The sequence below is a fragment of the Microbacterium sp. JAI119 genome (genome assembly GCF_013410135.1).
GTDB lineage: Bacteria > Actinomycetota > Actinomycetes > Actinomycetales > Microbacteriaceae > Microbacterium > Microbacterium oxydans.
Genome location: NZ_JACCCK010000001.1, coordinates 1,534,884 through 1,555,256, shown reverse-complemented (window position 1 = coordinate 1,555,256; position 20,373 = coordinate 1,534,884). Strand labels below are relative to the sequence as shown.

The 20,373-nt window shown below is 68.2% G+C and carries 16 protein-coding genes; 2 read left to right on the top strand and 14 right to left on the bottom strand.

Features of this window, described 5'->3' with window-relative positions; all coding sequences use genetic code 11:
• Positions 1–63: 63 nt before the first annotated feature.
• From HDC31_RS07480 to HDC31_RS07465, 4 genes are all read right to left on the bottom strand, one after another.
• On the bottom strand, positions 64–1,524 hold the full coding sequence (locus HDC31_RS07480) for an aspartate ammonia-lyase (protein ID WP_046748284.1): 1,461 nt from the start codon (positions 1,522–1,524) through the stop codon (positions 64–66).
• A 62-nt stretch (positions 1,525–1,586) separates the two neighbouring features.
• Positions 1,587–2,507 carry a phosphodiesterase gene (locus HDC31_RS07475; protein WP_058632302.1) on the bottom strand — a complete coding sequence of 307 codons (921 nt, stop codon included), beginning with the start codon at positions 2,505–2,507 and terminating at the stop codon, positions 1,587–1,589.
• A gap of 60 nt (positions 2,508–2,567) precedes the next feature.
• A complete protein-coding gene (locus HDC31_RS07470; RefSeq protein WP_061015993.1) occupies positions 2,568–2,903 on the bottom strand; it encodes a hypothetical protein in 336 nt (111 codons plus the stop codon).
• Positions 2,900–4,291, bottom strand: a complete 1,392-nt coding sequence (locus HDC31_RS07465; RefSeq protein ID WP_046748281.1) for an inorganic phosphate transporter — start codon at positions 4,289–4,291, stop codon at positions 2,900–2,902. The genes HDC31_RS07470 and HDC31_RS07465 overlap by 4 nt, the downstream gene beginning before the upstream one ends.
• A 155-nt stretch (positions 4,292–4,446) precedes the next feature.
• Between HDC31_RS07465 and HDC31_RS07460 the strand changes: the two genes are divergently transcribed.
• A complete protein-coding gene (locus tag HDC31_RS07460; RefSeq protein WP_141369939.1) occupies positions 4,447–6,546 on the top strand; it encodes a S9 family peptidase in 2,100 nt (699 codons plus the stop codon).
• A 217-nt stretch (positions 6,547–6,763) separates the two neighbouring features.
• On the opposite strand, the gene HDC31_RS07455 is transcribed toward HDC31_RS07460, so the two are convergent.
• From HDC31_RS07455 to HDC31_RS07425, 7 genes are all read right to left on the bottom strand, one after another.
• Complete coding sequence (locus HDC31_RS07455) at positions 6,764–7,792, bottom strand: 6-phosphofructokinase (protein WP_046748279.1); 1,029 nt, start codon at positions 7,790–7,792, stop codon at positions 6,764–6,766.
• A 204-nt stretch (positions 7,793–7,996) separates the two neighbouring features.
• Complete coding sequence (locus HDC31_RS07450) at positions 7,997–10,141, bottom strand: DEAD/DEAH box helicase (RefSeq protein ID WP_113681788.1); 2,145 nt, start codon at positions 10,139–10,141, stop codon at positions 7,997–7,999.
• 226 nt (positions 10,142–10,367) lie between these two features.
• Complete coding sequence (locus HDC31_RS07445; protein WP_046748277.1) at positions 10,368–11,318, bottom strand: bifunctional riboflavin kinase/FAD synthetase; 951 nt, start codon at positions 11,316–11,318, stop codon at positions 10,368–10,370.
• Positions 11,315–11,725, bottom strand: coding sequence for a hypothetical protein (locus tag HDC31_RS07440; RefSeq protein WP_171010960.1), 411 nt, complete (start codon positions 11,723–11,725; stop codon positions 11,315–11,317). The genes HDC31_RS07445 and HDC31_RS07440 overlap by 4 nt, the downstream gene beginning before the upstream one ends.
• An 85-nt stretch (positions 11,726–11,810) precedes the next feature.
• Positions 11,811–12,179 (bottom strand): hypothetical protein, encoded by a 369-nt coding sequence (locus tag HDC31_RS07435; RefSeq protein WP_058632307.1) that lies wholly within the window; start codon positions 12,177–12,179, stop codon positions 11,811–11,813.
• Positions 12,176–13,069 carry a tRNA pseudouridine(55) synthase TruB gene (gene truB, locus HDC31_RS07430; RefSeq protein ID WP_046748274.1) on the bottom strand — a complete coding sequence of 298 codons (894 nt, stop codon included), beginning with the start codon at positions 13,067–13,069 and terminating at the stop codon, positions 12,176–12,178. Before truB ends, HDC31_RS07435 begins: the two co-directional genes overlap by 4 nt.
• Before the next feature lie 44 nt (positions 13,070–13,113).
• A complete protein-coding gene (locus HDC31_RS07425; RefSeq protein WP_058632308.1) occupies positions 13,114–13,767 on the bottom strand; it encodes a hypothetical protein in 654 nt (217 codons plus the stop codon).
• A 54-nt stretch (positions 13,768–13,821) separates the two neighbouring features.
• Between HDC31_RS07425 and HDC31_RS07420 the strand changes: the two genes are divergently transcribed.
• Positions 13,822–14,718 (top strand): A/G-specific adenine glycosylase, encoded by an 897-nt coding sequence (locus HDC31_RS07420; RefSeq protein ID WP_179515947.1) that lies wholly within the window; start codon positions 13,822–13,824, stop codon positions 14,716–14,718.
• A gap of 51 nt (positions 14,719–14,769) precedes the next feature.
• On the opposite strand, the gene HDC31_RS20505 is transcribed toward HDC31_RS07420, so the two are convergent.
• The 3 genes from HDC31_RS20505 to infB all read right to left on the bottom strand — a co-directional run bounded on the left by HDC31_RS20505 (position 14,770) and on the right by infB (position 20,284).
• A complete protein-coding gene (locus HDC31_RS20505) occupies positions 14,770–16,809 on the bottom strand; it encodes a helix-turn-helix transcriptional regulator (protein WP_147251394.1) in 2,040 nt (679 codons plus the stop codon).
• Positions 16,810–17,009: 200 nt separating this feature from the next.
• A complete protein-coding gene (gene rbfA / locus HDC31_RS07410) occupies positions 17,010–17,435 on the bottom strand; it encodes a 30S ribosome-binding factor RbfA (RefSeq protein WP_046748269.1) in 426 nt (141 codons plus the stop codon).
• 98 nt (positions 17,436–17,533) lie between these two features.
• The gene (gene infB, locus HDC31_RS07405; protein WP_061016557.1) at positions 17,534–20,284 is read right to left on the bottom strand and encodes a translation initiation factor IF-2; all 2,751 of its coding nucleotides are present in this window, start codon (positions 20,282–20,284) and stop codon (positions 17,534–17,536) included.
• Positions 20,285–20,373 lie beyond the last annotated feature (89 nt).

Genomic DNA, 20,373 nt, shown 5'->3' with positions numbered 1-20,373 from the left:
CACGGACGATACGACGAGGGGGACGGATGCGCCGCATCCGTCCCCCTCGTCGTATCGATACGGTCAGATCTCGATCAGGTCTTCCGACGCCACCACCGGGATCGCCGCCGTGATCGTCTCGAGGCCGGAGAGACGTGCCGGCGACAGCTGCTTGACGACCTCTTCGCGAGACATCAGACCGGCTTCGACCACGAGGTCGGCAACGCTGCGGTTGGTCAGCAGCGCCGTCTTCGCCAGAGCGGCCGCCGCCGCGTAGCCGATGAAGGGCGTGAGGGCTGTGATGACGCCAACGGATGCCCCCACCATGGCGCCGAGGCGGTCACGGTTGGCGGTGATGCCGTCGACGCAGTTCACGCGCAGGGTCCACATCGCCTGACGCATCCAGGTGATCGACTGGAAGATCGAGTGCGCGATCACCGGCTCGAAGGCGTTCAGCTGCAACTGTCCTGCCTCTGCCGCCATCGTCACGGTCATGTCGGCGCCGGCGACCGCGAACGCCACCTGGTTCACGACCTCCGGGATGACCGGGTTGACCTTGCCTGGCATGATGCTCGAGCCCGCCTGCATGGCGGGGAGGTTGATCTCTCCGAGACCCGCCTGCGGTCCGGACGAGAGCAGACGGAGGTCGTTGCAGATCTTCGAGAGCTTCATCGCGTTGCGCTTCAGCGTCGAGGAGAACGACATGAACGACCCGGTGTCGCTGGTGGCCTCGACGAGGTCGCCGGCCGTGCGCAGGTCGAGACCGGTGATCTCACGCAGGTGCTTGAGGACGGCGGGTGCGTACCCCGGGTGGGTCGTGATCCCCGTACCGATCGCCGTCGCGCCCATGTTGATCTCGAACATGAGGGACGCGTTCTCGGTGAGTCGCGTGTGGTCGTACCCGAGGGTCGTGGCGAAACCGTTGAACTCCTGCCCCAGCGTCATGGGCACGGCGTCCTGGAGCTGGGTGCGACCGACCTTCAGCACATCGTGGAATTCGCGCGACTTGCCCAGGAAGGACAGCCGCAGCAGGTCGAGCTCCTCGAGCAGTGAGCGCAGGGTCAGCGAGAGGCCGATCTTCACCGCGGTCGGGTACACGTCGTTCGTGGACTGGCTGCGGTTCGTATGGTCGATCGGCGAGAGGAAGGCATAGTCGCCCTTCTCGTGACCGGCCATCTCGAGCGCGATGTTGGTGATGACCTCGTTCGCGTTCATGTTCGTCGAGGTTCCGGCACCACCCTGGATGACGCCGACCGTGAACTGCTCATGGAACTCGCCGTCGATCACGCGCTGCGCTGCGCGATCGATCAGATCAGCCCGCTCCGGATCGAGCACGCCGATCTCCCGGTTCGCACGCGCACTCGCCTGCTTGACCATCGCGAGACCGACCACGAGGTCGGGGTACACGGAGATCGGCCGCTTCGTGATCGGGAAGTTCGCGTCGGCGCGGGCGGTATGGATCCCCCAGTACGCGTCGACGGGAATCTCCATGCTCCCGAGCGAATCGGTCTCGGTACGGGTCAGGGTAGGCGCGGCAGAAGCCATGTCACATCCTCGTGGGTCGTGGCGGGTGAGAAGGGTGGGGGATGCCCCTCAGTCTACGCCGCTCAGCGTCCTGGTTTGCGGGAGAAGGCCTCGAGTCGCCCTTCCGGGCTGAGCTCCGCCATGCGTTCGAGCCAGTCCGCGGAGAAGTAGTCGCCGGTCTCGGCGCCGGTCACGGGGACGACGGTGTGCGTGATGGTGTCGGCGTACACGTGGACGAGCTGGAATGCCTGCGCGGCATCCATGCCGTTCACCTCGGCGGCGGGGCGCGCGACGTTCATCGTGTAGCAGGTGGCGGATGCGACGCTGACCGGAACACCGGCGAAGGTGCCGTGGGACGAGTAGTGCAGGTGGCCGGCGAGGATTCCGCGGACGTCGCTTCCCCGGATGACGTCGGCGAGCTCGTCCTGGTGCCGCAGCTCGAGGATGTCGAACAGCGGCAGGTGGCTCGGCAGCGGCGGGTGGTGCATGGCCAGGATCGTCCCGAGCGGCGCGGGTTCGGCGAGCACGTCGGCCAGCCACGAGAGCTGGCCCTCATCGAGGTCGCCGTGATGCCAGCCCGGCACACTCGTGTCCAGCGCGATGACCCTCAGGCCGTCGAGGTCCCAGATTCCCGTGACAGGGTCTTCCGTCGGCTCCAGACCGAGCAGCTCGGCGCGCAGTGCAGGGCGTTCGTCATGATTGCCGGCGACCCAGACGACCGGCGTGTCCAGTTGATCGGCCACCGGCTCGACGGCTGCCCGCAGTCGCCGGTACGCCTCGGGCTCCCCCAGGTCGGCGAGGTCGCCCGTCACGACGATCGCAGCCGGGTGCGGATGCACTGCCCGGATCGCCTCCAGCGTGCGGGCGAAGTTCGACTCGACGTCGTAGCGTCCGCCCAGCCGGATCCCCCCGGCGAGGAAATGCGGGTCGCTGACGTGGACGAGCACATGAGATGCGGGCTCGTGCCTGCCGAACACGTAGGGGCTGCCTGTTCCTGCGGACATGAGCCCCAGCCTATGGCCGAGCGTTCACCGAGGAGCGGGATCCGTGCGGTTCGCCGTCGATCAGTGTCCGAGGACCAGGAGCAGGATCCCGCTGACGACGGCGACACCGCACAGCGCGAAACAGGCATAGGCGCCGACCAGTGCGAGGGACTTCTGCCCCTCGGTCAGCGGGCTCTTGCGGGCGGCCTTGGCAGCCTGCTTCTCGGCGCGCCTCAGCTCCTTCTCCGTGATCACCGTGATCGCGTCGGTGAACTCGGCGGGGCTCACGACAGGTGCACGACCGCTGCGGACGAGGAGGCGGAGCCCCAGTGCGTAGAACGTCACGATGGCGGCGGCGCCGATGAGGGCGGCCGCGAACACCTGGAGGAACGCGAACCAGTCGATCGAGACGCTCATTCGGACTCTCCGTTCCGGCCGGCGTCGGGCTTCTGCGTCGTCGACGCGGTCTTCGATGCCTTGGTGGTCGCTTTGGCGTCGGCCTTCTTCTTCGCCTTCGCCGCCGCGTCCTTCTTCGCCTGGGCCTTGGCCTCGGCCTTCGCCTTGTCACGCGCCTCGGCCCGGGCCCGAGCCTCGGCCTTGGCCTGCTCGATGCGCTGCTGACGCCTCGTCGGCGGAGGTGTGTCCGGCAGCTCGATCGCACGGCCCGACTCGGCGACGTCGCTCATGGCGTTCGCCGGCGTCACGGCGTTGCGGCGTGACCGCATGAAGAGTCCGAGGATGATGGCGAGCGCGATGACGGCATCGATCACGACACCCCAGTTGCCGAGCCAGACGACGAGCAGCGCTGCAAGAGCCCCGACGCCTCCTGCCGCGGGGAGCGTCAGCAGCCAGCCGACACCGATACGGCCGGCGGTCCGCCAGCGAACGGTGGAGCCACGACGTCCGAGACCGGAGCCGATGACCGAGCCGGAGGCCACCTGCGTCGTGGAGAGGGCGAAGCCGAGGGCGCTGGAGGCGAGGATGGTGGCTGCGGTCGAGCTCTCCGCAGCGAAACCCTGCGCCGGCTTGACGTCGGTGAGCCCTTTGCCGAGGGTGCGGATGATGCGCCAGCCGCCGAGGTAGGTGCCGAGAGCGATCGTGAACGCACAGGCGATGATGACCCACAGCTCGGGCTCGTGGTGCGCTCCCGACTGCCATCCGATGGTGATCATCGCCAGCGTGATCACACCCATCGTCTTCTGCGCGTCGTTCGTCCCGTGCGCGAGCGCGACGAGGGACGAAGTGAAGATCTGCCCCCACCGGAAGCCATCGCGCCCATCGGGCTTCCCGTCGTAGCGACGGGTGATCGAGTAGGCGATCTTGGTGGCCGCGAATGCGATGAGGCCGGCGGTGACAGGGGCGATCAGAGCCGGGAGCACGATCTTCGAGAGCACCATGCCGAAGTCGATCCCGCTGATGCCCGCGCCGACCATGGTCGCGCCGATCAGTCCGCCGAAGAGGGCGTGGGACGAGCTCGACGGCAGACCGAGCAGCCAGGTCAGCATGTTCCAGGTGATGGCGCCGATCAGTCCGGCGAAGATCAGCGACAGGAACAGGTCGGTCCCCGCGTCTATGATCGCGTCTTCGCGGATGATGCCACCGGAGATCGTCTTGGAGACCTCCGTCGACAGGAAGGCGCCGACGAGGTTGAGGACCGCGGCGAGGAGGACGGCGGTCTTGGGCTTCAGCGCACCTGTGGCGATCGGCGTCGCCATGGCGTTCGCCGTGTCGTGAAAGCCGTTGGTGAAGTCGAAGAAGAGTGCCAGCGCGATGACAAGCACGACGATGAGGGCTGCGGTTTCCACCGTTCGCTTTCGGTCGTTGAGGAAGAAGGAGATGTCGACGTGATCGACGTGACGAACGAAGAGTTCACCGTGGGTTTGACTTCCGTTAACCGGCCCCGGTAAATCCTCCCACCCTCCCCCGTGCCGGTCAACTCGACCTGGGATAGCGTGAGACGGTGACTGATGCCCCCGCCACCGACCGCCGTTCGACGCTCCGCACCCACCACGGCGATACCTTCGATGATCCATACGAATGGCTCCGCGCCAAGGATTCCGCGGAGGTCATCGCCCATCTGGAAGCGGAGAACGCCCACACCGATTCCGAGACCGCACATCTCTCCGCGCTCCGCGAGACGCTGTTCCAGGAGATCAAGGGACGGGTGCAGGAGACGGACCTTTCCGTCCCCACCCGCCGTGGTGACTGGTGGTACTACAGCCGCACCGAAGAGGGCGCGCAGTACGGCATCCACTGCCGCGCGGCCGCCGAGCCCGGCGACTGGACTCCCCCGCGCCTCGAACCGGGAGTCCCCGTCCCCGGCGAGGTCGTGCTCCTCGACGGCAACCACGAGGCCGAGGGCCACGAGTTCTTCTCGCTCGGCGCCTTCGACACCTCCGACGATGCGACGAAGCTGCTCTGGTCCACGGACTTCGAGGGCGACGAGCTCTACACGGTGCACGTGCGCGACCTCGCCACCGGCACCACCCTCGACGACGAGATCCCGAACACGGGCGGCGCCTTCTTCACCCCGGACGGCACCGGTGTGCTCTACACGACCCGTGACGAGGCCTGGCGCCCCGATACCCTGTGGCTGCACCGACTCGGCACCCCGGTGTCCGAGGATGTGAAGCTCTTCCACGAACCCGACGAGAAGTTCTGGCTCGGCGCCGGGATCACCCGCAGCCGCCGGTACCTGGTGATCGCCGTGGGATCGAGCATCACGAGCGAGGAGTATCTGGTCGATCTGAACGGCGACCTCACCGCTGAACCGCGTCTCGTCTGGCCCCGACGAGAAGGGGTCGAGTACTCGATCGAGCACGCGGTCGTGGACGGCGATGACCGGTTGCTCGTGCTCCACAACGACGGGGCGCTCGACTTCGAGCTCGTCTCGGTCTCCGCCTCCGATCCGCAGGGCCGACGACGGGTTGTGCTCCCCCACGAGCAGGGACGGCGACTGCTCGGGGTCGAGGCCTTCCGCGACTTCGCCACCGTGGAGTACCGCAGCGAAGGTCTGGAGCGTGTGGGCCTGCTCGACTACGTCACGGATGCGGTCGAGGAACTCGCCTTCGACGAGCCGCTCTACTCGGCGGGCGTGAGCGGAAACCCGGAATGGCACTCGCCGTTCCTCCGCCTCGGGTACACGTCGTTCGTGACGCCCGGAACCGTGTACGACCTCGAACTCGCCACCCGTGAGCTGGTGCTGCGCAAGCAGGTACCCGTGCTGGGTGGCTACGACCCGACGGACTACGGCCAGCGACGCGAATGGGCCACCGCGGCCGACGGCGTGCGCGTGCCGATCTCACTCGTCTGGAAGCGCTCGTTCGGGGAGCCGGGAGCGGAACCGCGCCCTGTGCACCTCTACGGCTACGGATCCTACGAGCACTCGATCGATCCCGGATTCTCGGTCGCGCGTCTCTCCGAGCTGGACCGCGGTGTGATCTTCGCGGTCGCCCATGTGCGCGGAGGCGGCGAGATGGGCAGGCAGTGGTACGAGGACGGGAAGCTCCTCCACAAGCGCAACACCTTCACCGACTTCGTCTCCTGCGGCGAGCATCTGGTCGAGACGGGTGTGACCACTCCGAGCCGGATGGTGGCAGAGGGTGGCAGCGCCGGCGGTCTGCTCATGGGCGCCGTGACGAATCTCGCGCCCGAGCTGTTCGCCGGGATCCTCGCCGGCGTGCCTTTCGTGGACGCCCTGACGACGATCCTCGATCCGTCGCTGCCACTGACCGTGATCGAGTGGGACGAGTGGGGCGACCCGCTTCACGACAAGGATGTCTATGCCTACATGAAGTCGTACAGCCCGTACGAGAACGTCCGCGACGGCGTCCGGTATCCGCGGATCCTCGCGGTCACCTCGCTGAACGACACCCGGGTGCTCTACGTGGAGCCGGCGAAGTGGGTTGCCCGTCTGCGCGAGGCCGGGGCCACCGACGTGCTGCTCAAGTGCGAGATGGTCGCGGGGCACGGCGGCGTGAGCGGACGCTACAACTCCTGGAAGGAGCGGGCGTTCGAGCTCGCCTGGCTCCTCGACACTCTCGGCCTCGCCGAGGTGTGACACCGGACTGTCCTCGCGTTCGCGCCTGAACGAACGCGAGGACACGCCTGCGTGAGTGCGAGCGCGAGGACAGGCGATCACGCCGGAACAGGCAGGTTGCGACTCAAGCGGCCTGTTCCGGCGCGGTGGCCCGTCGCCGCGTCGTCCCGAGAATGCGGGTCGAGGATGATTCCGCGAGGTGACCCGAACCGGCGCGAGCTGCAGACGGGCCCCGGGCTCAACCGAAGAGTGCAGCCGCCTCGTCGTAGCGGTAGCGGGGAACCGTGTTCAGCTCACCGAGCGCGTCGGCGAACGGCACACGCACGATGTCGGTGCCCTGCATCGCGACCATCTGACCCCATGCACCGTCGACGATCGCGTCAGCCGCGTGCAGTCCGAGCCGCGTCGCGAGAACGCGGTCGAAAGCAGAGGGCGATCCACCACGCTGGATGTGTCCGAGGATCGTCGCCCGCGTCTCGATCCCCGTGATGCGCTCGATCTCAGGGGCGAGCTGGTCTCCGATACCGCCGAGGCGCGGGCGATTGAACGCGTCGAGCCCCTTGTCGCTGTATGCCTCGTCCATGCCGAGCAGCTTGAAGCCCTCCGAGACGACGACCAGTGGTGCACGTCCGCGATCATGTGCACTGGTCACGAGCTCCGTGATGTCATCGATGGACATCGGCACCTCGGGGATGCAGATCACGTGAGCGCCTGCGGCCATGCCGGCATGCAGCGCGATCCAGCCGACGTGCCGGCCCATGACCTCTGCGACCATGCAGCGCTGGTGCGAGTCGCCGGTCGTGCGCAAGCGGTCCATGGCGTCCGTGGCGATGTTGACCGCGGTGTCGAAGCCGAACGAGTAGTCCGTCGCCTGCAGGTCGTTGTCGATCGTCTTGGGGACGCCGATGACCTTGATCCCGTCCTTCGCGAGACGGTCGGCCGCGGCGAGTGTGCCCTCGCCGCCGATCGCGATGATGCCGTCGATCTTGTGCCCGTAGAGAGTCTTGGCGATGTTCTCGGCTCCCCCGCGCTCGCCCTCGTAGGGGTTGGTGCGGCTGGTGCCCAGGATGGTGCCGCCGACCTTCGACAAGCCCTTCACCTCGTGTCGGGTCAACGGCATGAAGTCACCGTCGACCAGGCCACGCCATCCATCTCTGATGCCGACGAACTCCAGGTCGTACGTGGTGGTGCCCTTGAGCACGATGCCGCGGATGACCGCGTTGAGGCCGGGGCAGTCGCCGCCGCTCGTCAGGATGCCGATCTTCATGCTGGTGCCTTCAGACGTTCGGGAGATGGGGGGGAAAAGGCGACGCTGCCTTCGATCGACCCTAGCGCCCCGGCACGTCCGGGCGCCATTCGGGAGCGACGAAAAACGTCGATCTTGACGGCTGGATTCTCCGAAATCGATGAACTTCCCGATCGCCGGAGATCTGACCCTCCGCAGCGCGTTAAGAACAGTGGTTCTTGACGCTCAGATCTCGCCGAGCGCCTGACGCAGCAGATGCATGAGTGCCGCCAGCTGCACCGGTTCGGCCGCCGACTCGTCGACCGCTTCCCCGTCGAGCGCGCGAGCCGCGAGCCCCTGCTTCTGGTCGATCAACTCCGCGATCTTGGTGTCGATCGTGTGCGCGGCGATGATCCGCCATGCAGTGACCGGCTCATCTTGGCCGATCCGATGCACGCGGTCGATCGCCTGCGTCTGCTCGGCAGCCGTCCAGGACAGCTCGGCGAGGACCACGTTCGACGCGGCCTGCAGGTTGAGACCGACGCCCGCCGCGGTGAGCGAGCAGACGGCGATGCCGACCTCGGGGTCGCCGTTGAAGTCGTCGATCGCCTGCTGCCGGACCGTGGTGGTCTGGTCTCCACGGATCGACACCGAGCGGATGCCCGCGGCGGCGAAGTGCGCCTCCGCCTGGTCCATGACGTCGATGTGCTTCGCGAAGAAGACGACCTTGCCCACCGAGCGCTGGAGCTGTGCGGCGTAGTCCGCTGCGAGCGGAGCCTTCGCCTGACCGATACGGCGCACCATGGTGAAGACGTTGTCTCCGCCTGTGCCAGCGGCCTTCGACTCCTCGAGCTCGTTCTGAGCGACCAGCCGCACGATGTCCTCGTCGATCTCGCCGGGGGCGAGGCCGCGATCTCCTCGCGCCTCGATGATGCGACGGTAGCGAGCGGCGAGCCGCTCCCCCAGCTCGCGTTCGGCCTGGCGGATGCTGCGTCCGAACTCGTCGTCGAGCTGGACCGGCAGATCGGCGATGAGCTTGTCCGGAAGGTCCGCCGCCACGTCCTTCTTCTTGCGACGGACGATGCCCATCGAGATGACGGCGTCGCGCGCTTCCGGGTAGAAGGCCTTGTCTGCCGGCGTGAAGCCCGTCGCGTCGAGCTTCTCCATGAGCTCAGGGCCCGGCTTCTCACCGGTCGTCCACCCAAGGAAACGCCAGATCGCATCGAAGTCCTCGACATCGTTGATCAACGGCGTGCCGGTGAGGGCGAGCATCAGAGGGTTGTGACCCGGAGTGCGCTCGCGCACCTGAGCGGCCAGCGACAGCACGTTCTGCGACCGCTGCGACGAGAGGTTCTTGATGAAGTGGGCCTCGTCGACGACCATGCCTCGCAGGCCGATCGACGCGAGCCACGACATGTGCCGGTCCAGGATCTCGTAGTTGACGATGAAGACGTCGGCGAAGGCGTCGATGTCGTCGCCGTCTCCCTGGATGACCGTCGCACGACGCTGCGGCGTCCACCGCTCGACCTCGCGTGCCCAGTTCATCTTAACGACGTTGGGCACCACGACCAGGAGCGGGTATGCACCGGCGACGGAGGCTGCGAGCACGGACTGCGCGGTCTTGCCGAGACCCGGCTCGTCCGCCAGCAGGAAGCTGCGGTGCCCGGCCTTCACGGCTTCGAGGAACCGCGACTGGTGCACCATGACCTCGAGGCCCTTGGGCGAGATGTGGTCGAACTCGGGTGCAGGCGGCAGCTCCATCGACGCCGCAGCGCCGCCGGCCCCTGTCTCGAACGCCTTGTAGAGCGGACCCATGAGCTCCCAGCCGTCCAGACGACGGCGCGGGGTGGCGGCCGGACGCGGCGTGAGGTCGGGAGCCAGGAACGGGTTGGCCAGTTGCCGCGCCTCGACCGAGGGCGGGGTCACCTGTCGCTCGGCGATCGCGGCGGGAACCACCGAGATCTGCACCGGGGCAGCGTCGGCGATGATGAGCTCTTCCGGCGCCAGTTCGGCTCCGGATTCGAGCAGCCAGTCCCGACGCATGCGCTTCGCCACCGGCGACGTCGCCTGGTCGGCCTCGAGCAGCTGGATGAGCGACGTGTCGCGGGCTGCCGTCTTGGCGAGGATCGTCGCGACTCCGTCGAGCCGCTTGAGCAGCTCGACGCGTGCGGGATCGGTGATCTCGCTGTCGGCCTTCACTCTCGCGCGCTCCTCGCGCACCAGGAAGGCGATCACCTGGAACTTCACCCGGTTCGTGGGTCCGAGCTTGCCGCGCTGCGACTTCGCCTCGATCTCGCGCACCTTGCGCGCGAGGATCGGGATGAGGGGTGCCTCGTCGTCGCGACGGGACGTCTTCTTGCGCCGCGTGGCGGCGGTTGCCGTGGTCGGCATGCTCCTCCTGAGCGTGAAAGCTCCGGCTTCCCCCAGGAAGCCATGGGCCGTTCTCGTTGTCCGCGTGTGGCACGAGCCAGGACCGTACGAACAGTGGGTCTTCTTCCCGTCGTGGTACGCGAGATTCGCGAAGTCCGGCGGGAGCCGATATCCATTCTATGTCATGACGCTCGCCCGAACGCGATTGCCCGCGCCGCGCCGCGCCGGAACTCGGACAGCGGGCCCGCTAGCCCGGGAGCCCCAGGGCACGCGCGGCATCCGTCACGTCGGCACCCATCTGCGCCATGAGCTTGTCGATACCTTCGAAGGCCACCATCCCCCGCAGCCTGTCGACGAACTCGACCGTGACGTCGTGCCCGTACAGGTCGAGGCCCGTCTCGCCCAGCACGTGAGCCTCCACCTGCCGGACGAGCACGTCGTCGAATGTGGGGTTCGTGCCGACGGAGATGGCGGAGGGGTGCCGGATACCGGTGTCGTGGTCGACGAGCCACCCCGCGTACACCCCGTCTGCCGGCACGAACGCGTCGACGATGGTCGACAGGTTCGCGGTCGGGAAACCCAGCTCGCGTCCGCGCTTGAGCCCGTGCACAACCTCTCCGCGCACGTCGGGGTACCGACCGAGCACCGTTGCCGCCGAGGCGACATCGCCCTCCATCAGCAGTTCGCGGATCCAGCTCGACGAGACGCGTCGCTCGGAGCCGGGGAGGTACACATCGTCGACGACCTCGACGGAGAAACCGTACAGCGGGCCCATCTCCCGTAGAAGCTCCGGAGTGCCCGCTCCCCGGTTGCCGAAGCGGAAGTCCTGCCCGACCAGAACCGTCGAGACCTGAAGGGCTCCGACGAGGATGTCGACGACGAAGTCCTCGGCACTGCGGGCAGCGAGCTGCTCGTCGAACGTGAGGACCAGGGTGGCGTCGAGTCCGAGCTCCCCCAGGAGCTCGAGCTTGCGCTCCACCGTGACCACGTTCTCCGGGCACCGGTCGGGCCTGATGACGGCGAGAGGGTTGCGGTCGAAGGTGACCGCGACCGCCCGACTTCCCGTGGCGGCCGCGGCTTTCTCGAGGCGTTCGATAACCACACGATGGCCGGCGTGCACACCGTCGAACTTGCCGATCGCGACCGCGCTCGGACCGAAGTCGCTCGGCACGTCCTCCGGGCTGCGGAAGACGATCACGCGCCCACCTCGACCGGACGCACGACATCGGCGGGCCGGTGCGTGCGCAGCCACCAGATGCCGAAGACGGGAAGGATCAGCGGGATGAACAGGTAGCCCCGTCCGAAGAGCGACCACACGGTCTCGTGCTGGAAGAGATCGGGGAGAAGGATGCTCAACAGCCCGACGACGAGCACGCCGGTCAGCTCGAAGACGATGGCGACCCAGGCGACCGTGTACCAGCCACGGCGACGGGCCAGGACGAGGGCGAGCGTGGCGAGGATGTAGACGACGGCGGCGAGTGCGGAGAGCGAGTACGCCAGCGGCGCCTCGTCGAACCGGCGCACGATCTGCACGAAGCTGCGACCTGTCGCCGCCAGCGCCATGACGGCGTAGACGATGACGAGGACGCGACCGATTCCGGTCATCCGAGAGGAGGGGGCGGTGGAGCTCATAGCGCATTCCATCCTAGAGCCGCGGGAGGCCGCCGGGCTCCCGCGGCGACCACTCGCGTCACGCGATCTGGACTGCCCAGATGACCTGCATGCGCCACAGCATGATGGCGATCGCGAATGCCGCGACCCCGAGGATCACCGTGCTCCAGCGGCTGCGCTCCATGAGCGCCCACAGCACGGCTCCGACCGGGAGCAGGGCAGCCGAGACCAGGTACACCCAGTACTCCAGGAGGTCTCCGGTCGGCGGGTTGCCCGCCAGCGGTGCGATGATCGCGACGACCACCTGGACGACGAGGAGCGCCTCGACGAGGGCGAGGGCACCGACGCTGAAGTCGCTCGGCCTTCTGCCGACCAGCCCCGCGGCGACGCAGAACACACCGGCGGCGACCGCGATGACGATCTGCGCGATCGTGAACCACAGGATCATGGTGCGACCTCCGGCATGTTCATGGCGCTCTTGAGATCCGCGCCGCGCTTCTCGACGATGCCGATCAGGGCACCGTCCTGGTCGATCGCCGCGCCCATCGCCTCGTGCAGACGTGCAGCCTGTCCGCTCAATCGCTTGCCGTGGCGGAGGTCGCGCGCGTCGTCGGAGGACATCTCGAGCACGGGCAGGATCCGCGCCGCCGCTTCGCCCGGAGTCAAGGTCGGCGCGCCCTCGAGTGCATCGAGCCCGACGGCCTCGGTCACATCGAACGGCCCGACCCTCGTGCGCCGCAGTGCCGTCAGATGACCGCCGACGCCGAGGCCCGCCCCGAGGTCTCGGGCGAGGGAGCGGATGTAGGTCCCGGACGAGCACTCGACGATGACATCGAGATCGACGTGCCCCTCTCCGCGGCGAGTGGCCAGCAGGTCGAACCGCGAGATCACGACGTCCCGTGCCGCGAGTACGACCTCTTCTCCCGCGCGCACCCGATCGTAGGCACGGCGACCGTCCACCTTGATCGCCGAGACGGCACTGGGGACCTGGGAGATCTCCCCCGTGAGCTCGGCGATGCCGGCCGACACTGCGTCGTCGGTGACCGAGGCCCAGGCATCGGCGGAGGCCGTCGTGAGGATCTCCCCCTCCGCATCGTCGGTGCCGGTGGTCTGGCCGAGACGGATCGTCGCCGTGTAGGTCTTGTCGGCACCCACGATGTACGTCAGGAGCCTGGTCGCCCCCTCGATGCCGATCACCAGCAGACCCGTCGCCATCGGGTCGAGGGTTCCGGCATGCCCCACCTTGCGGGTGCCGAACGCCCGCCGCGTGCGGGCGACCACGTCGTGACTGGTCAGCCCAGCGGGTTTGTCGACGAGGAGGATGCCGGGCGAGACCATCCTCCCAGCCTACCGACGGGGACGGGGCGGAGCGGTCACGGCGCTCAGCCGCAGACCTCGTACGAGGGCTCCGCACCGGTCGTCACCGTGACGTCCCAGGCGGTATCCGCACCCTCCCGGAACGCGAAGAACACGTGGGCGTCGGTCTCACTCGGGAGCATGATCCAGCTGTCGCTCCCGATCGTCGACGTCCCCTGCTGCGCGGCGGGGTATGCCGCGAGCAGATCGTCCCTGGTGGCGCCGACGCCCAACCCGGTCATCGTCTGGGGCCCTGGAACCCCCTCGAGCGACTCACTCGTAGAGGAGACGGAGATCTCGCGGATGGGAGCGCTCGGGCTCTCGGTGCCCCGCACGAAGGACATGCCGTAGGCGGAATCCGACGCCGTCCACCACGCCGACCATGAGCAGTCGACCGCGTCGTTGGTCCAGCCCGGTGCGAGACCGTCGAGCGTCGAGGCGAAGTCGCCACCGATCTCGATCGGCCCGACACCGGCGTCGTCGATGACCCAGGTGCTCGGGTCTGTCGTGACCTCGACTCTGGCTTCCGTCGTCGGGCTCGGAGAATCGGACGGTGTCTGGCTGGGACTGACTTCCCGGCTGTCGGATGGCGCGGGCGCCGCACCCCCGGTGCAACCGGTGAGACCGCTCGTGGCGAGAGCGGTGAGGAGGATGAGCGCGGCGGCGCGTGCACGGATCATGAAGCCCCTGACTCTGGTCTCGGGCCCCTCGGCCCGCTCACGTAGGCTGGAGGGATGCCCGACACGCAGGTCCCTTCCGACGTGGTGTCGGCCCTGCCCGAATGGTACCGCTCCACCGCCAGAGACCTGCCGTGGCGACGCCCCGAGTTTCACGACGAGTTCGGGGCCTGGGGTGTGCTCGTGAGCGAGTTCATGCTGCAGCAGACGCCGGTCGCGAGGGTCATCCCGCACCTCGATGCCTGGTTGAAGAGATGGCCGACGCCCGCGAGGATGGCCAGCGCATCGACGGCGGACGTCGTGCAGCAGTGGGCGAACCTGGGCTATCCCCGGCGTGCGCTCTGGCTGCATCGCGCGGCCGTCGAGATCACCGACCGGCATGGCGGGGTCGTACCGCGCGGGGTGGACGACCTGCTGGCGCTGTCGGGTATCGGCGACTACACCGCCCGTGCCGTGGCCGTGTTCGCCTACGGCGACCGCCACCCGGTCGTCGACACGAACACCCGAAGGGTGCTCGCTCGTGCCGTTGAGGGCCGCGCACAGCCGGGCGCGCCGTCACGCCGAGACCTCGATCTGATGGCCTCGCTGCTTCCCGATGACATCGATGCCGCTGCGATGTTCAACGCCGCGGCGATGGAACTCGGCGCCACCGTGTGCACGTCACGATCACCACGATGCGAGCTGTGTCCGTTGGCAGGCAGTTGCGCCTGGCTGGCGGCCGGCAGACCCGACACCGGGGATGAGCGGCGACGCCAGGCGGCTTACGAGGGGTCGGACAGACAGGCCCGCGGCGCGGTGCTGCGGCTGCTGCGGACCCTGGATCCGGAGCCTGTTCCGCTGGCGGCCGTGCTGCCGGACTGGCCTGACGCGGGTCAGCGGGATCGCGCCATCGACTCCCTCATCGCGGACGGCCTCGCGGAAGCCGACGGGTCAGCGCTGTTCCTGCCGCGCTGAACGTCTTCCGCAGGCGATCACGGCAGCCGACGCCTCGACGGGTCCGCACGCTCAGACGTGGTGATCCGTGCGATGCGCGAGCACCGTCAGCTCGACCCTGCTCCGCACGTCCAGCTTGACGAAGACCCGACCGAGGTGCACCTCCACGGTGCGTACCGAGACACGCAGCGCCTCCGCGATCTCGCGGTTCGCGGCTCCTCGGACGGCGCGCATCGCGACCTCCAGTTCGCGCGCCGTGAGCCGGAGCGCCCAGGCCGAACGGCACGCGGAGAGAGCCTCCGCCACGGGGAGGATGCTTCCTTCCCTGGCATCGAGGCGATCCAGCCTGTTCCGGATGGCTCTGGCCCAGGCGGTTGCGCCGGAGATCTCGAACAGCCGCTCCGCGTACTGGAGGTGGATCCTCGCTGACGCGTGATCGTCACGGATCGCCTGCTGCGTCCCGAGCATCATCTCCACCCGCGCCCTCGCGAACGGCGAAATGAGAGTACGCGCGATCTCGCTCACCTCTTCGCTCTCCGAGGGCCACCGCCCGTCCCCCGCTGTCGCGATGCGTATCCGCAGCTCCTGCGCGAGGGCGATCTCGGGAGGCTCGACCGCCGCGGTCCTGACGCTCTCCTGACCCACGAACGCCATCTCCTCCAGCCCCGGCACCACCAACGTCGGCTGCGGTGCGCCGCGATCGGACCAGAGCCGGAACGTCGCGGCAGCCTCATCGAACGAACCGGCGAGGAACGAGCGGATGCCGCGGTCCACGAGCAGATCGACCTTCACTCCCACGGGGAGGGCCGCCGTGAGCGAACGGGCGAAAGGCCCGAGCTCACCGAGCACGGCCACGTCGAGGCGCCGGGCGAGGACCACGCCGAGGCCGGCGAACGGCATCGCGATCGGAAGCCGGAGAGCCGATTGCATCAGTCGGTCGCGCGCAAGCCCGATGTCGCCCCGCCAGACCAGCAGCAGCACCTCGATGACCGCGCGATAGGCCTGGATGACCGGGCTGTTCTCGTACCCAGGGACGAGAGGATCGGGGCCGACGGACAGGACCGATCCATCGGTCGACAGCAGGCGGAGCGCACGATCGATGTCTCCGTCCGTCGCGGCGCGCAGTGCGCGGAGCATGCCCCCGCTCGCCGGACCGGCTCCACTCACGGCGTCGCCGCCGCGATCGCCCACGATGAGCCAGCACAACGCGACGGCGGGATCGCGGAGCTCATCGCCTGCATCCGCGCGGGCGGCCCCGTCTCGCAGGACATCGAGCCAGGTGCGCATCCCGATCCGGTCGCCGCGCTCGGCGCACAGGACGGCCGCGAGAGCAGCAGCCCTGGTCCAGTGGCGCCAGTCCTCCTGATCGAGCGTTCTCGACCGCAGCGTGGTCGGATCGACGGCGGGTACTGCGCCCTGCACGAACGTCCGAGCGACGATGAGCGCGCCGAGGCCGGCGATCCGATGATGCGTGCTTCCGCGCGGATAGAGACCTCCCAGCCATGCTGCGGCCTCCGCAGCGAGTCCGGCGCTCAGGGCCGAGGCGCCGGCGACGAGACATGCCTCGTCCTTGGCATCGCCCACGGCGTGTCTATGCGCCTCGGTCGCGAGCAGCAGCGCACGGTCGGGTTGTCCGGCCTCGGAGAGCCGCCGGGCGAGCCGCGTGAGTCCAGGTGCGGTGGACGGGGCTCCCTCGAGTGAAGCCCGCGCCTGGTGCCAGTCCGCACTCGCGCGTTCGCCCCGAGCACGGAAGAGCGCGCTCAACCGCTGGTGAACCGCCGCAGTCCTGGCCGCGCAGGTCGTCGCCTGCACCCAGACGGACAGTCTCGCATCGACGAGCCGTGCGCGACCGGCGTGCACGAGCACGTGATCTGCGACAGATGCATCGGCCAGTTCGGTCGCCGTTCGTCCGTCGAAGGCGAGGAGGAGACCGAGAGCGTCGTCCAGGCGCACCGCGAGCGCGAGCAGCAGCTCACGATCACGTTCGTCGAGTTCCAGGTCGGCGAACCGGAGCGCGATGGCCGGCACCAGTGGGAGCGGCGTCGGCAACGAGTGCAGCCCGTGACGTTGAGCCGGTGTCAGACGCTGGACCAGCTCGCGAATCGTCGGCACGTCGCCATCGACGGCGTCGGACAGACGCGCGAGAACGTGCGGAGCGCATCCGAGATCCTGCTCGAGGAGATCCGTGAGGAGAAGTCCGGCCGCGGCGGGCGCGACGAACGGCCCCCCAGTCGTGTCCGTACCCTCGATGCGCCGATCCCCCTCAGCTTCGCGGGATCGGGTCCCGCGGAGCCGAGCGTATCAAACGGCTCTCACTCCGAGTCGTCTTCCGTGCGGTAGGGGTCGGCGTCGCCGGCGTGCGAAGCCGAAGAAGCCAGCTTCGCGACATCCGCATCTCGCTGCTGCGCCTCGCGGAGCAACGCACCGATGTGGTCGGCGTTCTCCGGCAGCGCGTCCGGGATGAACTCGAGCGTCGGCACGAGTCGTGTGCTCAGCTGTCGTCCGACCTCGCTGCGCAGCATGCCGGTCGCGGAGGTCAACGCGGCTCCGCTGGAGATGCGCTCCTCCTCCGTGCCGAGAACCGTGTAGAACACGGACGCGTGCTGGAGGTCTCCGCTCACACGGACGTCGGTGATGGTGACGAAGCCGAGGCGTGGATCGCGCAGCCCTTTCTCCAGCCTCTCTGCGAGGATCACGCGGATTCGATCCGCAAGTCGGGCCTGTCGTTCGCCTGCCATTGTTCTCTCCCTGTCCAGGAACCCTCAGGGCGTCCCCCGTCTCCCACGATCCGGAAGGAACGGGGAGACGGGGAACGCCCGAGAGTGTTTCGAATAGATCAGCCGCGAGGCTTCTCGATGAGCTCGGTCGTCTCGATCTCGTCACCGATCTGGATGTCGTTGTACTTCCCGAGTCCGATACCGGCCTCGTAGTCCGTACGGACCTCGGTGACATCGTCCTTGAAGCGACGCAGCGACTCGATGGCGAGACCATCGGCGATGACGACGCCGTCGCGGATGACGCGAGCCTTGGCGTTGCGGGTGATCGTTCCCGATCGCACGATGACACCGGCGATGTTGCCGAACTTCGAGGAGCGGAACACCTCGCGGATCTCGGCGACACCCGACTGGACCTCTTCGTACTCCGGCTTGAGCATGCCCTTGAGCGAGCTCTCGATCTCGTCGATCGCGTTGTAGATGACGGAGTAGAAGCGGATGTCCACGCCTTCACGAGCGGCGCGCTCGCGCGCCTTCGTGTCCGGGCGGACGTTGAAGCCCACGATGATCGCGTTGTCGATCGTCGCCAGGTTCACGTCGGACTCGGTGATCGCGCCGACACCGCGGTGGATGATGCGCAGCTGCACCGAGTCGTCGACCTCGATCTTGAGCAGCGACTCCTCGAGTGCCTCGACGGCACCGGAGACGTCACCCTTGATGATGAGGTTGAGAGATTCGACCTTGCCCTCTTCGAGAGCACGGGTGAAGTCCTCGAGCGAGATGCGCTTGCGGGCCTTGGCCAGCTGGGCGTTGCGCTCGACCGCTTCACGCTTCTCAGCGATCTGACGGGCCATGCGGTCTTCCTCGGTGACGATGAAGACGTCGCCGGCGCGCGGTACGGAGTTCAGACCCTGCACCTGGACCGGACGCGACGGGTAGGCCTCGAGGACCTGCTCGCCGTTCTCGTCGGCCATCGCACGCACACGGCCGTAGGCCGTACCCGCGACGATCGCGTCGCCGACCCGGAGCGTTCCGGACTGGATGAGCACCGTGGCGACCGAACCGCGACCCTTGTCGAGCTTCGCCTCGATGGCGACACCGCGAGCGGCCTTGTTCGGGTTCGCGGTCAGGTCGAGGCCGGCATCCGCCGTGAGCAGCACGGCATCCAGGAGATCCTGGATACCCGTGTTCGCCCGAGCGGAGACGTCGACGAACATGACGTCGCCACCGAACTCCTCGGCGACGAGACCATACTCGGTCAGCTGCTGACGCACCTTCGAGGGGTTGGCGTCGGGCTTGTCGACCTTGTTCACCGCGACCACGATCGGCACGTTCGCCGCCTGTGCGTGGTTCAGCGCCTCGACCGTCTGCGGCATGATGCCGTCGTCGGCTGCGACCACGAGGATCGCGAGGTCGGTGACCTGCGCACCACGGGCACGCATGGCGGTGAACGCCTCGTGACCCGGGGTGTCGATGAACGTGATGGCTCGCTCGATGCCCTCGTGCTCGGTCCAGACCTGGTAGGCACCGATGTGCTGGGTGATGCCGCCGGCTTCTCCCTCGATGACGTTGGTCTGACGGATCGCGTCGAGCAGTCGCGTCTTACCGTGGTCGACGTGACCCATGACGGTGACGACGGGAGGACGGATCTCGAGGTCTTCCTCGCTCTCCGCCTCCAGCTCGGCCTCGAGGTCGAGACCGAAGCCCTCGAGGAGCTCCTTGTCCTCGTCCTCGGGCGAGACCATCTGGATCTTGTAACCGAGCTCCTCGCCCAGCACCTCGAACGTCGCCTCGTCCAGCGACTCGGTGGCCGTGGCCATCTCGCCGAGGTTGAAGAGGATCGTCACGAGGGTTCCGGGCTGCACCGTGTAGCCGGTCAGCGTCTCGATCTTGTCGGCGAAGTCCGCGATCGATGCGCCGCGACGCATGCGGATGATCTCTCCGTTGCCGCGGGTGACGTTGACGCCACCGACGACCGGAGCACTCCGCATCTCGAACTCTTGCCGCTTCGCCCGCCGCGACTTGCGCTGCTTGCTCTTGCCGCCGCCCTTACCGAAGGCACCTGCCGTGCCACCGCCGGGTCCACGGCCGCGACCGCCGCCACCACCGGGACGACCGGCGAAACCGCCGCCGGGACGTGCACCGGGGCCGCCTGCTCCACCGGGTCCACCGGCGCCGCCGGGACGACCGGGGCCTCCGGGACGCTGCTGGAACGGAGCACCGGGACGACCACCCTGGCCACCGCGGGGTGCACCAGGACGAGGCGAGCCGGGCCGGGGCGCACCCGGACGGGGTGCACCGGGACGAGGCGCCTGAGGACGCGGGATGTTGCCCGGAGTCGGACGCTGGCCCATGCCCTGCGCCGAGGCGAAGGGGTTGTTGCCGGGACGGGGACCGGCGGGACGCTGGCCCATGCCCTGCGCGGACGAGAAGGGGTTGTTACCCGGACGCGGAGCGCCCGGAGTCGGTGCACTGCTCTCGGCGGGTGCGGCCGCCTCCGGAGCTGCAGGCGCGGGGGCCGCTGCTGCAGGTGCAGGAGTCGGGTCCGCGGGTGCCGGAGCAGCGGGGGCCGGAGCCTCCGGGGCGGGCTTGGGACCGGGCTTGGGGCCGGGCTTCGGGCCCGGCTTGGCGCCGGAACCCGCACCGGGCTTCGCCGCAGACGCTGCCGGCTTCGCGGCCGGAGCAGCAGGGGCTGCGCTCTTGAGCGAGCTGTCGGCCTCGATCGCCGCGCGCAGCTTGCGCGCCACCGGCGGTTCGATGGTCGAAGAGGGGCTCTTCACGAACTCGCCGAGTTCCTTGAGCTTTGCAAGTGCGATCTTGCTGTCGACGCCGAGTTCGGCGGCGATCTCATGTACGCGTGGTTTACCAGCCACAATTCTCCTGTCTGAGTCGGTCCACCCAGACAGGGCAGACCACTAGTCGCGGACGGGTCTCATTTCGAGCCGTTCACTTTGTTTCCATA

Bases quoted from the DNA above. Each gene is read 5' to 3' on its own strand.
- HDC31_RS07470 (WP_061015993.1), bottom strand. From the start codon at position 2,903: ATGAGCGTCTCGATCGACTGGTTCGCGTTCCTCCAGGTGTTCGCGGCC.
- rbfA (WP_046748269.1), bottom strand. From the start codon at position 17,435: ATGGCAGGCGAACGACAGGCCCGACTTGCGGATCGAATCCGCGTGATC.
- HDC31_RS07475 (WP_058632302.1), bottom strand. From the start codon at position 2,507: ATGTCCGCAGGAACAGGCAGCCCCTACGTGTTCGGCAGGCACGAGCCC.
- HDC31_RS07440 (WP_171010960.1), bottom strand. From the start codon at position 11,725: ATGACCGGAATCGGTCGCGTCCTCGTCATCGTCTACGCCGTCATGGCG.
- HDC31_RS07435 (WP_058632307.1), bottom strand. From the start codon at position 12,179: ATGATCCTGTGGTTCACGATCGCGCAGATCGTCATCGCGGTCGCCGCC.
- truB (WP_046748274.1), bottom strand. From the start codon at position 13,069: ATGGTCTCGCCCGGCATCCTCCTCGTCGACAAACCCGCTGGGCTGACC.
- HDC31_RS07450 (WP_113681788.1), bottom strand. From the start codon at position 10,141: ATGCCGACCACGGCAACCGCCGCCACGCGGCGCAAGAAGACGTCCCGT.
- HDC31_RS07420 (WP_179515947.1), top strand. From the start codon at position 13,822: ATGCCCGACACGCAGGTCCCTTCCGACGTGGTGTCGGCCCTGCCCGAA.
- HDC31_RS07455 (WP_046748279.1), bottom strand. From the start codon at position 7,792: ATGAAGATCGGCATCCTGACGAGCGGCGGCGACTGCCCCGGCCTCAAC.
- HDC31_RS07425 (WP_058632308.1), bottom strand. From the start codon at position 13,767: ATGATCCGTGCACGCGCCGCCGCGCTCATCCTCCTCACCGCTCTCGCC.
- HDC31_RS07480 (WP_046748284.1), bottom strand. From the start codon at position 1,524: ATGGCTTCTGCCGCGCCTACCCTGACCCGTACCGAGACCGATTCGCTC.